We start from the raw sequence: 12,888 nt of genomic DNA, 5'->3' as shown, positions 1-12,888 counted from the left end.
GTCGAGCTCGACGAAGCGGTATCCGGCGTCGACGTAGTTCCGGGTCAGCTCGGCCGCGCGCCGGCCGAGCGCCTGATCGCGGCTGCCCCAGATGTAGGTCGTGTCGACGGTGGCGGCGTGCCGGGCGGCACGTCGCCGACGCCGGTCGGGCAGCCACATGCCGCGGTACCAGTTGAGCGCGCCGCGCAGCGCCTGCGGGCCCGAGAGGAATCGCTGGTATTCCTGAGCCAGGTCGGCGGGGAGCCCCGATGCGACGAGCAGCTGGGCGAGCCGAGGTCGCAGCAGCGCTTCGGGCAGCCACGGCAGCTGGAAGAACCCCATGTACAGCGACCGCAGCCCCTGTGCCGACCACAGCAGCGAGCGCAGCATCGCGCGGGGGTGAGGGGTGGATAGCACCGTCACCCCGGTGAGCCGGTGCGGGGATGCCGCGGCCATGCGCCATGCGACGAATCCGCCCCAGTCGTGGCCGACGAGATGCACGCGGTCGACGCCCAGGGCATCGAGCAGCGCGGTCACGTCGCCGACGACGTCGACCGCGCGGTAGTCGCGACGCCGGAGGGGCCGGGCGCCGGGGGAGTATCCGCGCTGGTCGAAGGACACCACGCGGGCGCTCGCTGTGGCCAGCAGGGGCGCCACCGCGTCCCACGTGCGGCGCGACCCGGGGAATCCGTGCAGCAGCACCACGATCGGGCCGTCGAGCGGTCCCGTGTCGGAGACGTCGAAGCGGAGGCTCCCGCGGCGGAAGTCGTTGAGGCGAGTCGGCGGCATCCTTCATCTTCATTGCCGGGCGCGGCCCGTGCCCAGGGGGTTGCGTGGCGCGAGTGGCCGCGTACGGGTGCGGGGCGCCGCGCCGCGCCGCGCCGAACTGAGGGGATCTGCCCGAATGAGGGCGTCCTGGCCGAGGTTGCCCTCATTTCGGTCGATCACCTCATTCCGGCCGGCGCGTGGGGCGGCCGTACCCCGTGCGGGTGGCCGGATCCCGTCGCACCGTGACCGCGTGCCGCCTTTCCCGGCGGCGCCGCGCCCCGGCAGGATGAGGGCATGAGCCCGACCTCCGACACCGCCCTGCTCGTGATCGACGCGCAGGAGTCCTTCCGGCAGCGCCGCGATGACTGGGCAGCCACCGCGAACCCGCAGGTGTTCGACAACATCGCCCTGCTCGTCGGGCACGCCCGCGCGGCCGGTGACACCGTCGCGTGGGTGACGCACGCCGAGCCGGGCACTGGGGGAGTGTTCGACCCCGAGTCCGGGTTCGTCCGCGTGGTCGCCGAGCTCGAGCCGCGCCCCGGCGAGATCCAGGTGACCAAGACCACCGTCAACGCCTTCACCTCCACCAACCTGCAGGCGCAGCTCGCGGCCCGCGGCATCCGCCGGCTCGTCGTGTGCGGCATCCGCACCGAGCAGTGCTGCGAGACCACGGCGCGGATCGCGGGCGACCTCGGGTTCGCGGTGGAGTTCGTGACGGATGCCACGACCACCTCGCCGATCCCGGCCGGTCCGGGGTACGCCGCGCTCGCCGGTGACGAGCTGATGCGGCGGACCGAGAGCGTGCTGGGTGGGCGCGAATTCGCCACCATAACCTCGACCGCCCGACGCGTGCGCGACGTCGCGACCCGGCCACTATCGGCCTGATCCGCCCCGGTATAGCCTGGCCGTAGATCGCGCCCGAGCGGTCTACGCGGAGGCGCGACATGCGCAAGCTTCAGGACACCAGACCCCTCTTGCACGCACTCCTCTGGATCGCGATCTACATCGTCGCGGTCAGCGTCGGCGACGCCGCCGGCGAGTCGCTCGGCTTCCCGGGCATGACCAGCATCGTGCTCGTCGCCCTCTCGGTCGTGCTGCTCGTCTACCTGCGGGCGGGTCGGCGGCTCGCCTTCTACGGCGTCTGCCGAGTGCAACCCGGCACGCTGCGACTCACCCTCTTCTACGTGCCGCTGTTCGCGATCACGTTCGTGCAGTACGGCAATGGGTTCGCGTCCGGCCTCACCGTGCAGACCGTGATGTTCGCGATCCTGCTGGTCGTGGCCGTCGGATTCGTCGAGGAGCTACTGTTCCGCGGGTTCCTGCTCCAAGCGCTGAGAGCAGAGGGAGGAGTCACGAAGGCCATCATCATCTCCGGTGTCACCTTCGGCCTCGGGCACGTCGTCAATCTCCTCCGCGGCTCCTCGCTGCCCGAGCAAGCGCTGCAGGTCGTCGGAGCGGTCTTGATCGGCATCGCACTGGCCTACTGCGTGGTGCTGACCGGGAGCATCCTTCCCGGGGTCGCGTTCCATGCCCTGTTCAACCTCAGTGGCACCCTCACGGCTGAGTCCGCGCTGGGCGACGCGATCACTGTCGGCGTGGTCGCGGTGGTGATGATCCCGTACATCCTGTTCCTCCGCAGCCGCCTCGCCGAGGTCGGGCCTGCGGTCGTCGTGCCTGTCGTGAATGCGGTGCGGTGATGCCCGCCAGCCGACGATGGTCAACCCGCGACCGCGCATCGACACGTCACCGAAGTGCGGCCCGACGAATGGAGCGGACATGAATGTCCTCGTGGTCTACGAATCCCTGTGGGGCAACACCGAGCAGATCGCGCGCGCTGTGGCCGAGGGGTGTGACCGCGGCGGCACAGTGCACGTCGTGGATTCGGATTCTGCGCCCACCTCGATCGAAGGGTTCGATCTCGTCGTCGTGGGGGGACCGACACACGCCTTCTCTCTGACGCGCCCGGCGACCCGCGCGGATGCCGTGCAGTCCCACGCGGCGCCTCACGCGCCGGGCCGCGGCATCCGTGAGTGGCTGGATCAACTCGACGCCCCGTCCACGCCCGTTCCCGCCGCCGTCTTCGACACCCGCGTCGACAAGCCGCGTCTGCCGGGCTCTGCGGCCAAGGTCGCGCGACGGGAACTGCGCTCACTCGGATTCGACACGACGTCCAAGCCCGAGACCTTCCGCGTCCGCGGATACGAGGGCCCGTTGCTCGATGGTGAGGTGGAGCGCGCCAAACGCTGGGGGCGGGAACTGACCGCCGCGGCATCCGCCGGCGCTGACGGCGGATCGAGGGGCTCTCGATAGGGGAACTCCGCAGGGCGTGTTGATGATGGATGCCGGGGCGATCGGGGTGCCGGGGGGCGAGTTGCAGCTGTGGTCAGACCACGGATAGTCTTGAAACGATTCACCGGAATCGCGACAAGGGAGTGACCATGGCCATCGACCGTCCGACCATCGAGCAGTACCTCGCCAACATGGGGTCGGCCGGGCACCGCATCTGTGAGATCGACGCGAGCGAGGCCGGTGCCGGCAACATCTCGATCTGCCTCGACGAGCTTCCGCGCGTTCGTCAGCTCTTCCCGGTGTCCGAGCGCATCGAGCTGCCGCTGGCGGCGCCCGCCTTGGCAGGGCGCACGCTGCTCGTCACCGGATCGGGCCGGCGCCTGCGCCAGATCGCCGAGAACCCGCTCGCCGCCATCGCGGCGGTGATCGTGGATGCCGACGGCGTGAGTGCCGAGATGCTCTCGTCGCCGCAGCGCCAGTTCGACGCGCTCACGAGTGAGTTCAACTCGCATCTGGCCGTGCATGACGATCAGGTCGGCCGGCGTGGGCTGGACTTCCATGCGGTGGTGCACGCGCAGCCGCCGCACCTGACCTACCTCAGCCACGTGCCGACGTATCGGGACACCGAGACGATGAACCGCCGCATCCTGCGGTGGGAGCCGGAGTCGATCGTGGCCCTCCGCGACGGCATCGGCGTGCTGGAGTTCATGGTTCCGGGATCCGCCGAACTCATGGCTGCCAACGTGCAGGGCCTGCGCGAGCACGAGATCGTGCTGTGGAGCAAGCACGGGGTCATGGCCCGGTCTGATCTGTCGGTCACCCGTGCCGTGGACCGGGTGGAGTACGCCGAGACCGGGGCGAAGTACGAGTACATGAACCTCACCGCAGGCGGCCACGGCGAGGGGCTGAGCGTGGACGAGATCCGTGCCGTGGCCGACGCCTTCGGCGTGACGTCGCGCTGGGTCTCATGACGCGTCCGCCCCCGGGGTGGAGACTGGGGGCGTGCACATCGAGTTCGACTCCACGGTGTTCCGGTGGGATGCCAGGCCCGAGACATGGCTGTTCACCGACGTGCCGGAAGAGCTGAGCGAGGACATCCGCGAGGTGACCGGCCCCTTCACGCGCGGGTTCGGCGCGGTGCGGGTCGAGGCGACCGTGGGCGGCACGACGTGGCGCACGTCGATCTTCCCCAGCTCGTCCGGTCGCTACTGGCTGCCGCTCAAGCGGGCTGTGCGCGAGGCGGAGTCCTTGCACGAGGGCGGCCCGGTGACGGTTCGCATAGAGGTCCTCGACGCGTGAGGGCATGCAGCGTCCGCCGATGCCTGGGTGCTCAGCACTCCCGGTGCACGTGGCCCGGCGCCCCCTGCGGCTGCAGCCCGCGGTCGCGCAGGATGATGGAGCGCTCGGGGCCGTCGTCGTGGCAAATCCACTCGAACGCGGTGCGTGACACTCCGTTGCGCTGCTGCACCGGGTCGGCGTCGGTGTACTCGATCTCGAAGACGAGGGCTCCGTACACGTCGGTGTAGGCGTCGCACTCGCTGTGCGCGGCGCACTCCTCGGCGATCGCGAAGTCGAATCCCTGCACCGGGTCGGTCGTGTCCACGAACGTGCGGCCGGTGAGTCCGTATCCGTCCGGTGAACCGGACGCGTTCTTCTGGGCGATCGCCAGGCCCAGATCGTGCACGGTCGGCACCACGAGCTTCAGGTACTCGCGCGTCTGCGCGAAAGAGAGCAGCCCGGCCGAGCGCCCGGCCGCGTCGAGGTTGTCGGGTTCGATCGCCTGGTATCCGGCATCCGCGCACCCCTGAAACCACTCGCGTTGCACGTCGAGCAGCCGCTCGCGCTGGGCGGGTGTGCGCACGTCGAAGAGCGCCTCGTTCCATTCGCCGTCGACGACGAGCGCCCCGTCGGTGGCGCGCAGCAGCAGGTCGGGGTGGTTGTCGATCCACCACTGCGTGGTGCCATAGCTCGTTGCCGCACCGTCCGAGGGGTCCGGCTGGGTCTGCAGCAGGTTCACGTAGCAGACGTTGTAGAACTCCTCGCCGGCGGGGGGCGCCGTGCGATCGCGGCTGACCACCCGCACTCCGTCCTCGGGTGCGTAGATTCCGCCCAGCTGGTACGAGAACCCGCCGGTCGCGGGCGGCATGGCCGGCGCGGCACCGCCGGCGAGTGCCGTCGGGGTGATCGCCGGCGATGGGACGCCGCCGGAAACCCCGAGGGCCACAGCGATCAGGGCGGCGACCCCCAGCCCGATGAGTGCGGCAGCCGCGGCCCAGCGCTTCGTCGCCGAGGAGGGACCGCGCGGTCTTGGCTGCACAAGGGACATTGTGCCCCGGGCCGGTCGCCGTCAGTCCCGTTGCCGACGGGACGTCCACAGCAGGTAGCCGCTCAGGCTCGTGAACGCGGTGAGCACGGCGCCGGTGATGGCGCGCTGCCACGTGCGCAGGCGGTCGTCGCGGCCCATCAGCTGACCGATGCTGGTGATGAGCGCCGCAGTGATGATGCCGGCGACCACGCGATTGCCGATGCGCTCGGCGCGGGCGAAGAGCGGGACGAGCTCTGTCGCGCGCAGATGGACCTCGATGCCGTTGTCATCGACCGACTCGATCAGCCGGCGAAGACGCGTGGGCAACTCGAGCATGAGCGCACCGGCATCGATCGACGCACGTCCCATGCGCTTGGACAGGGCCTCGAACGACAGCCGACGGCGGATGAGGCGGCGGGCGTAGGGCGTGAGCACCGCGTTCAGGTCGAAGGCGGGATCGAGCTGCACGCCCACCCCCTCGATGACGACGAGCGTGCGCACCACGAGGGAGATCTCGTGCGGCAGCTGCAGGTGGCTCTCGCGAAGGATGCGGAGCAGATCGGTGACCATGCGGGTGAAGTTGATGTCGCCGAGGGGCTTGTCGAAGTGCTGCGAGAGGAAGGACGCCACGCTCGCGCGCAGGGCTCGCCGGTCCCCCGACCCCTGTGTGACGGACAGCTCGATCAGTGCATTGGCGAGGGCTTCGGAGTCGCGGGTCCCCGCACCGATGAACACATCGGCGAGCTGCTCGGCCAGTTGCTCGCTGAGCTCGCCGACCATGCCGAAGTCGATGAAAGCGAGCGTGCCGTCGGGGTGGACGAAGAGATTGCCGGGATGCAGGTCGGCGTGGAAGAACCGGTCCTCGAAGATCATCGTCAGCACGATCTTTCCGCCCGCCGCGGCGAGCGCGCCGGGGTCGATGCCTGCGGCATCCAGGGCTTGCCGATCACTCACCTTGATGCCGGTCATGCGCTCGAGAGTGAGCACGCGGGAGGTGGTGGTCTCCCAGAACACGCGAGGGATCATCACCCCGCGGCGTGTGGCGAAGTTCTGCGCGAACCGCTCGGCATTGCGGGCCTCGCGCAGGTAGTCGAGCTCGGCGCGCAGTGTGTCGGAGAACTCCTTCGCGATGCCGGTGATGTTGTAGGAGCGGGCCAGCGACGACACCTTCGCCGCTCGCCCGGCGAGGGTGTTGATGATCTCGAGGTCGTCCTGCACCTGCCGGACCACCTCGGGGCGGCGCACCTTCACCACGACGGGCGTGCCGTCGCCGAGGGTCGCCGCGTGCACCTGACCGATCGAGGCGGATGCCATCGGGGTCCAATCGAACGACGCGAAGAGTTCCTCCGGGTCGCTGCCCAGCTCCTGGTGGACGGTCTCCCGGATCTGCTCGGCGGGCACCGCGGGTCCGGCATCCTGCAGCTTCGACAGTTCGGTGATGTAGGCCGGCGGCAGCAGGTCGGTTCGCGTCGACAGCAGCTGACCCAGCTTGACGAACGTGGGGCCGAGGTCCTCGAGAACCAAGCGCAGCTGGGTCGGCGCGTCAGCCGGCGGCGCGGGCGGAGTGCCGGCTGCGGCCCGCCGGCGCGAGGGGAGGAGCCGGGTGATGCCGAGCTCGCCGGCGATGAAGCCGAGCCCGTGGCGGGCGAGGGTGTCGGCGATCTCCTGATACCTGCCCAGCGGTGGTGGCTGCATCGCCCCATCATCCCGACCACGCTGAGCACCGACAAGAGGCGGCGGACGTCCTTGTGCCTGCGGGGCGCCGGGGCGATGCTGTGGGCAGTCGTCCCGCCATCGGCCGCCAGGAGGTCGCACCCCATGACGAAGACGTCGGTCGTGAGAGGGGAGTGGCCACCCGGCATCCCCTATCTGCGGTTCGGGTCCGGTGCGCCGCTGGTGTACCTCCCCGGCCTCTCGGGCAGCCCTCACCTGCCGTCGCGTGCCGGGCTGGCCCTGCAGCAGCGCCTTCTCGCGCCGTTCGCGCGCAGGCGGGAGCTGGTGTGGCTGCAGTGGTCGCAGGGACTGGTCGCCCCGGTGGCGATGGCGCAGGTTGCGGCCGGGGCAGCGGCGGCGATCCGGTCTCACCTGCCCGCGCCGGTCGACGTGGTGGGAGTGTCCACCGGGGGCAGTGTCGCCCTGCAGCTGGCGCTGGATCACCCGCATCTCGTCCGCCGGCTGGTCATCGCCTCCGCGGCCTATCGCCTGAGCGACCACGGCAGGCTGGTGCAGCGAAGCCTCGCTGCCGCGGTGCACACGGGTCACACCCGGCGTGCCGGCGCGATCATGGCGGCGGAGGTCGCGGCATCCGCACCCGCTGCGGTCGTGTTCGGCGCGGCGGGGTGGCTGATGGGGCCCAGCACGTTCGCCGAGGCCGGCGCCGAGCTGCTCGCGGTCATCGAGGCCGAAGACCACTTCGACGTGGGGGAGCGGTTGGCAGAGATCGCCGTGCCGACGCTTGTCATCGGGGCGGAGCGCGACCGCTTCTACTCGCCGGAGCTCTTCCGTGACACCGCCGCGCGCATTCCCGGCGGCTGGGCGATCGTGTACCCCCGGGTCGGGCACCTGGGAACCACGCTGCACCGGCGCTATCACCGGGATGTGCTGGCGTTCCTGGACGGGCCATGAGTCGCGCGCCGGAGGTGCGGCGGGGCTCGCCGTCCGGCCGCTCGCCGGTGCTGCTGGCGCTGCCGTTCGAGGGGCGATGGCTGGTGCAGAACAGCCCGGCCCGGCGCGTCCCGAGTCACGGCGTGGATGTGCTGGGTCAGCGATACGCGATCGACTTCACCGGGGTCGACGAGCGCGGGCGCACCGCGGCGGAGTGGGGATGGGGAACCATTCTGTCGACCGAGCCGCCCGAGCGGTTCGTCGGTTTCGGCAGGTCGATTCTTGCGCCCGTCGACGGAGTGGTCGTCACCGTGCACGACGGCGAACCTGACCATGAAGCGCGGCGCTCTCAGCTCGCGCTGCTGGCGTACGTCGCGGGGCAGGCCGCTCGGTTGCGGGAGGGACCTGCGGCGGTGGCGGGCAACCATGTGATCGTGCGTGACCGGGTGAGCCAGGCGTTCGTCGCGCTGGTGCACCTGCAGGCCGGCTCGCTGCGCGTGCGGCCGGGTGACGAGGTGGCCATGGGGGAGCAGCTCGCCCGGTGCGGCAACTCGGGCAATTCGACCCAGCCGCACGTGCACGTGCAGGCCATGGACAGCGGCGATCTCCGCGTCGCGCGGGGCCTTCCCATCGCGTTCGCGTGGTACCGGCAGTGGGATCCGAGGGGCGGCGGCATCCGCGACGTGGTCGCCGGCCTGCCCGAAGAGAGCGCGATCGTCGCCCCCGTTCCCGAGTGAGTACTCGGCTTGCCGAATACTCATTCGGCGGGCGTCACGAACGCAGGAACGCGACCCCGGCCTGACGGAAGTCACGGGAACCCGGCGCGTTCACGTGGGTCCGCCCCGGGATCTCCACGAACGTGCCCTGCGGCGCCGTGGACGCCAGCCGCCGCGACTCCTCCAGAATCGGATCCTCGCTCCCGGTGGCGAACAGCACCGGCTGCGTCGGCGGCGACGCCGGGTCGGGGTCGCTGTCGCCCAGCCGCATCCCCTCGGCGAGCGCGACGAGGGCCCGCAGGTCGTTGGAGGACACTCGCTCCGCGAGCGAGATGTACCGGCGGGTCACCTCATCCTCGACCGGACGCCCCTCGTCCAGGTACGCCTTCACCTGGGCGATCTGCATGCGCGCCAGCGGTCGGCCGTCGGGGATGCCGCCGAGAACCGCGCGCTCGATCCGGTGCGGAACGTCCACCGCCGCCTGCCAGCCGACGCGACCACCGAGCGAGTACCCCACGTAGCGCACGGAGTCGAGCAGATACGTGTCCAGCACCGTGACGAGGTCGGTCACCAGGCCTGTCATCTCATACGATCCCGGGGCGTGCGGCTTGTCGCTGGCCCCGTGCCCCCGCTGATCCACCGCGAGCACCCGCAGCCCCGCCGCGAGCAGGTCCCGCACCCATCCGGTGGCCACCCAGTTGTCGCGGGTGCTCGATCCGAACCCGTGCACGCACAGCACGGTCGGCGCGGTCTCGTCGCCCCACGTGTACGTCGCGAGGCGGTCGCCCTCGGCCGTCATCACGAATTGCGGTGCGGGCAGGCGTGTCAGTCCGGCGGGTGCGGCATCCATACCCCGATCCTTCCGCATCGCGCACGCCGCGGCATCTGTCCGCACCTCGGCCCACTACAGTGACCGGATGCCGCGCCCCGCCCGCCGTCGCCTGCTCGCTGCCGGCCTGCTCGCGGCGACGATCGCCGCCGGTCTCGCCGTGCACCGCTGGGCGCCCGACACCGCCGCATCCGACATCGCGGGCGACGCGCTCTACGCGCTCGCCGCCTACCTCGGGCTCGCGATGCTCTTGCCGCATGCCCGCCCGTGGGCGCTCGGGCTGGCGGCGGCGGCCTGGTGCACCGCCGTGGAACTGCTCCAGCTGACCGGCCTTCCCGAGCGCCTCGGCACCGACTTCCCACCCGCGATGCTGCTGCTCGGCACGGTCTTCGACGTCAGGGACCTGCTGGTCTACCTGCTCATGGTCGCGCTGGCCGTGGCCGTCGACACCGCGCTTTCCGCGGCCGCAGGTCGACCGCTATCACGCCGCGCTCCGGCGCGGTAGCCGCACCCGGCGGCGCCGCAGCGTGGCATCCTGGACAGGTCAAAAGGAGCCCTCATGCAGCAGCGTCCTCTCGGTCGCACCGGCCGGTCCGTCTCGGCGATCGGACTCGGAACCTGGCAGCTCGGCGCCGACTGGGGCGTCGTCGACGAATCCGATGCGCGGGAGGTACTGGCGGCATCCGTCGACGGGGGAGTGACCCTCTTCGACACCGCCGACGTCTACGGCGACGGTCGCAGCGAGACTCTCATCGGCGGGTTCCTCGCCGACCGGCCCGGTCACGGCATCACGGTCGCGACCAAGATGGGGCGCCGCATGGCGCAGGAGCCCGAGAACTACACCCCCGAGAACTTCCGCGCGTGGACAGATCGGTCCCGCGCGAACCTGCGGGTCGAGACCCTGGACCTCGTGCAGCTGCACTGCCCGCCCACCGAGGTCATCGAGGCGGATGCCACCTACGACGCCCTGGATGCCCTCGTCGCCGACGGCACCATCGCCGCCTACGGCGTCTCGGTCGAGACCTGCGCGCAGGCCCTCGCAGCGATCGCACGCCCGAACGTCACGAACGTGCAGATCATCGTGAACCCGTTCCGGCTGAAGCCGCTGGATGAGGTGCTGCCTGCGGCGGCGGATGCCGGCGTCGCGATCTTCGCCCGCGTGCCACTGGCCTCGGGCCTGCTGAGCGGCAAGTACACGGCCGCGACCACCTTCGCCGAGAACGACCACCGCACGTACAACCGTCACGGCGAGGCGTTCGACCGCGGCGAGACGTTCTCGGGCGTGGACTACGACACCGGGCTCGCGGCCGTCGCCGATCTCACGGCGGCACTGCCCGAGGGCGTGTCGCTGCCGGCGGCATCGCTCGCCTGGGTAGCATCCCGCCCGGGTGTCACCAGCGTCATCCCCGGCGCGCGCAATGTGCGCCAGGCGTCCTCGAACGCGGCCGCCGCGGCCCTGCTCGAGCCGGGCGCCTTCGACATCGACGCGTTCGACGCCGCCGTGCACGCGGTGTACGACCGTCACCTGCGCGCGGACATCCACCCGCTCTGGTGACTCGGCGCCGCTGAGCGTGCGGCCCGCGTGCCTACGGGCCCGCCGGTCGGCGCGCCGCTGGCTTCTGTGGTCGCATAGGGCCCTTGCGCAACGCGTTGCGGGCCGTTTGCGCCGACCGAACCTGAACGGAAGGATGCCGCGGGGCGAGAGCTGCCGCGCCGCCCAGCATGGCACCGCGCCTCCAGCGTGGATCGCGCCGCCCAGCGCCCCTGTGGATCACGCCCGCGGAGCCCCGGCGCAAAGCCATACGCTGGCGCCGTGTCGGGACTCCGGGTGATGTGGGAAGCCGCGCCGCTCGTGGTCGCGCCCCTCGCAGTCGCCTACGCGCTCTTCGCCGCCGCGACCGTCGCGCTCACCGTGGTCGACCTGAGGCGCCACCGGCTTCCGAACGCCCTCGTCCTTCCGCTGTACCCGCTGATCCTCCTGCTGTTCGCGCTCGCCGCTCTCGCCGCCGGCGACGGGGCGCCACTGGTCACGGCCCTCCTCGGCGGCGGGGTGCTGTTCCTCCTCTACGCCACCCTGCGGGCGATGGGTGGAGGCGTGGGAGGCGGCGACGTGAAGCTCGCCGGTGTCGTGGGTATGGTCCTCGGGCACGCCGGGTGGCCGGCGGTGCTCATCGGCACCGCCGCCGCATTCGTCCTGGGGGGAGCGGTCGCGCTCTTCCTGCTGGCCACCGGGCGGGCCACGCGTACCACCCGCATCGCGTTCGGTCCTTACCTGCTCGGCGGGGCGTGGCTCGCCCTCGCGGCATCGGTCGCCGCCTGAACCGCACCCTTCCGCACGCGCCCCGCGCTCCGCCGGGACCCCGCGCTTCCATGCCGGCCCGGTCGGCGTCAAGTCCGGCGGGCCGCCGCGGCGCGCGGCTAGGGTGACGGCATGAGCGAACCGAACGCCGTGCAGAAGGTCATCGCCTGGGCGCTGTCGAAGAAGCCCGTGCGCGCCCTGCTGCTCTACGTCGAGCACCGCGGCCCGGTCCTGGCCGACAGTGTCACGTACCGCACGCTGTTCAGCGTCTTCGCGGGCGTGCTGCTCGGGTTCTCGATGGCCGGGCTCTGGTTGGCGGGTAACCCCGCCGCCTACGATGCGCTGATCTCCGCCGTGAACAACACGATCCCCGGCATCGTCGGGGAGGGGGGGATCATCGAGGATCCGCGATCGGTCTCGGTCAACACCGGCTTCACCGTCGCCGGCGTGATCTCCCTCATCGGTCTCATCGGCGCCGCCATCGGCGCGGTCGGCACGCTCCGCACCGCCATGCGGATGATCGCTGACCGGGTCACCGAAGACCTCATGATCGTGTGGGTGCTGCTGCGCAACCTCGCCCTGGCGATCGGCATCGGGCTGGGGCTCGCGGCGTCCGCTGCGATCACCTTCCTCGGCACTGCCGGACTGGCGATCGTCGCCGACTGGCTCGGTGTCTCCTCGTCGTCGACGCTGCTCGAGATCGGCGGCCGGGTGCTCACGATCGTCGTCGTCTTCGTTCTCGACACCGTCATCGTCGCCGTCTCGTTCCGGGTGCTGTCGGGGCTGCGCCCCTCCGCCAGGGCGCTGTGGAGCGGCGCACTGCTGGGCGGCTTCGGGCTGACCGTGCTGCAGGTGCTGTCCGGGCTGTTCGTCGGCGGCGCCTCGGCCAACCCCCTGCTGGCGACGTTCGCCTCGCTCATCGCGCTGCTGCTGTGGTTCAACCTGTCGGCCCAGGTGATGCTGATCGCGAGCGCCTACATCGTCACCGGCGTGGAGGAGGAGGCCGACCGCGTCCGCGCCCGATACGGGGCGAAGACCTTCACGCAGCGTCGCGTCCGCCGCGCCGAGAACGCCGTCATGGTCGCCTCCGGTGAGCTGG

Annotated in this window: 15 protein-coding genes; 11 read left to right on the top strand and 4 right to left on the bottom strand. The window is 71.1% G+C overall.

The genetic code is table 11. The annotated features are described in order from the left end of the window. Positions 1-768, bottom strand: a 768-nt coding sequence (locus NQ160_RS09780; protein WP_257515049.1) for an alpha/beta fold hydrolase, incomplete at its 3' end; no start/stop codon positions are given. A gap of 273 nt (positions 769-1,041) precedes the next feature. Here NQ160_RS09780 and NQ160_RS09775 point away from each other — a divergent pair. The 5 genes from NQ160_RS09775 (at position 1,042) to NQ160_RS09755 (ending at position 4,335) form a co-directional block, all read left to right on the top strand. Continuing rightward, complete coding sequence (locus NQ160_RS09775; protein ID WP_257515046.1) at positions 1,042-1,632, top strand: isochorismatase family protein; 591 nt, start codon at positions 1,042-1,044, stop codon at positions 1,630-1,632. A 59-nt stretch (positions 1,633-1,691) separates the two neighbouring features. Then, a complete protein-coding gene (locus NQ160_RS09770) occupies positions 1,692-2,444 on the top strand; it encodes a CPBP family intramembrane glutamic endopeptidase (RefSeq protein WP_257515045.1) in 753 nt (250 codons plus the stop codon). A 79-nt stretch (positions 2,445-2,523) separates the two neighbouring features. Further along, complete coding sequence (locus NQ160_RS09765) at positions 2,524-3,057, top strand: flavodoxin family protein (protein WP_257515043.1); 534 nt, start codon at positions 2,524-2,526, stop codon at positions 3,055-3,057. Between the two features lie 128 nt (positions 3,058-3,185). Beyond that, the gene (locus NQ160_RS09760; RefSeq protein WP_257515042.1) at positions 3,186-4,007 is read left to right on the top strand and encodes a class II aldolase/adducin family protein; all 822 of its coding nucleotides are present in this window, start codon (positions 3,186-3,188) and stop codon (positions 4,005-4,007) included. A gap of 31 nt (positions 4,008-4,038) precedes the next feature. Continuing rightward, the gene (locus tag NQ160_RS09755; protein ID WP_257515041.1) at positions 4,039-4,335 is read left to right on the top strand and encodes a DUF1905 domain-containing protein; all 297 of its coding nucleotides are present in this window, start codon (positions 4,039-4,041) and stop codon (positions 4,333-4,335) included. Positions 4,336-4,366: 31 nt separating this feature from the next. Here NQ160_RS09755 and NQ160_RS09750 read toward each other — a convergent pair whose 3' ends face one another. Together NQ160_RS09750 and NQ160_RS09745 are read right to left on the bottom strand one after the other, a co-directional pair. After that, on the bottom strand, positions 4,367-5,353 hold the full coding sequence (locus NQ160_RS09750; RefSeq protein ID WP_257515040.1) for an endo alpha-1,4 polygalactosaminidase: 987 nt from the start codon (positions 5,351-5,353) through the stop codon (positions 4,367-4,369). A gap of 30 nt (positions 5,354-5,383) precedes the next feature. Further along, positions 5,384-7,036 (bottom strand): ABC1 kinase family protein, encoded by a 1,653-nt coding sequence (locus NQ160_RS09745; protein WP_257515039.1) that lies wholly within the window; start codon positions 7,034-7,036, stop codon positions 5,384-5,386. 123 nt (positions 7,037-7,159) lie between these two features. Here NQ160_RS09745 and NQ160_RS09740 point away from each other — a divergent pair, with 123 nt between their 5' ends. Together NQ160_RS09740 and NQ160_RS09735 are read left to right on the top strand one after the other, a co-directional pair. Next, on the top strand, positions 7,160-7,966 hold the full coding sequence (locus tag NQ160_RS09740) for an alpha/beta fold hydrolase (protein WP_257515038.1): 807 nt from the start codon (positions 7,160-7,162) through the stop codon (positions 7,964-7,966). Continuing rightward, positions 7,963-8,682 carry a M23 family metallopeptidase gene (locus NQ160_RS09735; protein WP_257515037.1) on the top strand — a complete coding sequence of 240 codons (720 nt, stop codon included), beginning with the start codon at positions 7,963-7,965 and terminating at the stop codon, positions 8,680-8,682. The genes NQ160_RS09740 and NQ160_RS09735 overlap by 4 nt, the downstream gene beginning before the upstream one ends. Before the next feature lie 34 nt (positions 8,683-8,716). Here NQ160_RS09735 and NQ160_RS09730 read toward each other — a convergent pair whose 3' ends face one another. Then, a complete protein-coding gene (locus tag NQ160_RS09730; protein WP_257515036.1) occupies positions 8,717-9,511 on the bottom strand; it encodes an alpha/beta fold hydrolase in 795 nt (264 codons plus the stop codon). A 67-nt stretch (positions 9,512-9,578) separates the two neighbouring features. Between NQ160_RS09730 and NQ160_RS09725 the strand changes: the two genes are divergently transcribed. The 4 genes from NQ160_RS09725 to NQ160_RS09710 all read left to right on the top strand — a co-directional run. Next, complete coding sequence (locus tag NQ160_RS09725) at positions 9,579-9,995, top strand: ribosomal maturation YjgA family protein (protein WP_257515035.1); 417 nt, start codon at positions 9,579-9,581, stop codon at positions 9,993-9,995. Positions 9,996-10,049: 54 nt separating this feature from the next. Continuing rightward, positions 10,050-11,045, top strand: coding sequence for an aldo/keto reductase (locus NQ160_RS09720; protein ID WP_257515034.1), 996 nt, complete (start codon positions 10,050-10,052; stop codon positions 11,043-11,045). Between the two features lie 258 nt (positions 11,046-11,303). Next, positions 11,304-11,810 (top strand): prepilin peptidase, encoded by a 507-nt coding sequence (locus NQ160_RS09715; protein ID WP_257515032.1) that lies wholly within the window; start codon positions 11,304-11,306, stop codon positions 11,808-11,810. A gap of 111 nt (positions 11,811-11,921) precedes the next feature. After that, positions 11,922-12,888: YihY/virulence factor BrkB family protein (locus NQ160_RS09710; RefSeq protein ID WP_257515031.1), on the top strand; the 967-nt coding region annotated here is incomplete at its 3' end.

The sequence above is a fragment of the Microbacterium sp. zg.Y909 genome, assembly GCF_024626565.1.
This window is presented reverse-complemented; position numbering and strand designations above follow the sequence as displayed.

Bases quoted from the DNA above. Each gene is read 5' to 3' on its own strand.
- NQ160_RS09775 (WP_257515046.1), top strand. From the start codon at position 1,042: ATGAGCCCGACCTCCGACACCGCCCTGCTCGTGATCGACGCGCAGGAG.
- NQ160_RS09770 (WP_257515045.1), top strand. From the start codon at position 1,692: ATGCGCAAGCTTCAGGACACCAGACCCCTCTTGCACGCACTCCTCTGG.
- NQ160_RS09765 (WP_257515043.1), top strand. From the start codon at position 2,524: ATGAATGTCCTCGTGGTCTACGAATCCCTGTGGGGCAACACCGAGCAG.
- NQ160_RS09760 (WP_257515042.1), top strand. From the start codon at position 3,186: ATGGCCATCGACCGTCCGACCATCGAGCAGTACCTCGCCAACATGGGG.
- NQ160_RS09745 (WP_257515039.1), bottom strand. From the start codon at position 7,036: ATGCAGCCACCACCGCTGGGCAGGTATCAGGAGATCGCCGACACCCTC.
- NQ160_RS09740 (WP_257515038.1), top strand. From the start codon at position 7,160: ATGACGAAGACGTCGGTCGTGAGAGGGGAGTGGCCACCCGGCATCCCC.
- NQ160_RS09735 (WP_257515037.1), top strand. From the start codon at position 7,963: ATGAGTCGCGCGCCGGAGGTGCGGCGGGGCTCGCCGTCCGGCCGCTCG.
- NQ160_RS09730 (WP_257515036.1), bottom strand. From the start codon at position 9,511: ATGGATGCCGCACCCGCCGGACTGACACGCCTGCCCGCACCGCAATTC.
- NQ160_RS09725 (WP_257515035.1), top strand. From the start codon at position 9,579: ATGCCGCGCCCCGCCCGCCGTCGCCTGCTCGCTGCCGGCCTGCTCGCG.
- NQ160_RS09720 (WP_257515034.1), top strand. From the start codon at position 10,050: ATGCAGCAGCGTCCTCTCGGTCGCACCGGCCGGTCCGTCTCGGCGATC.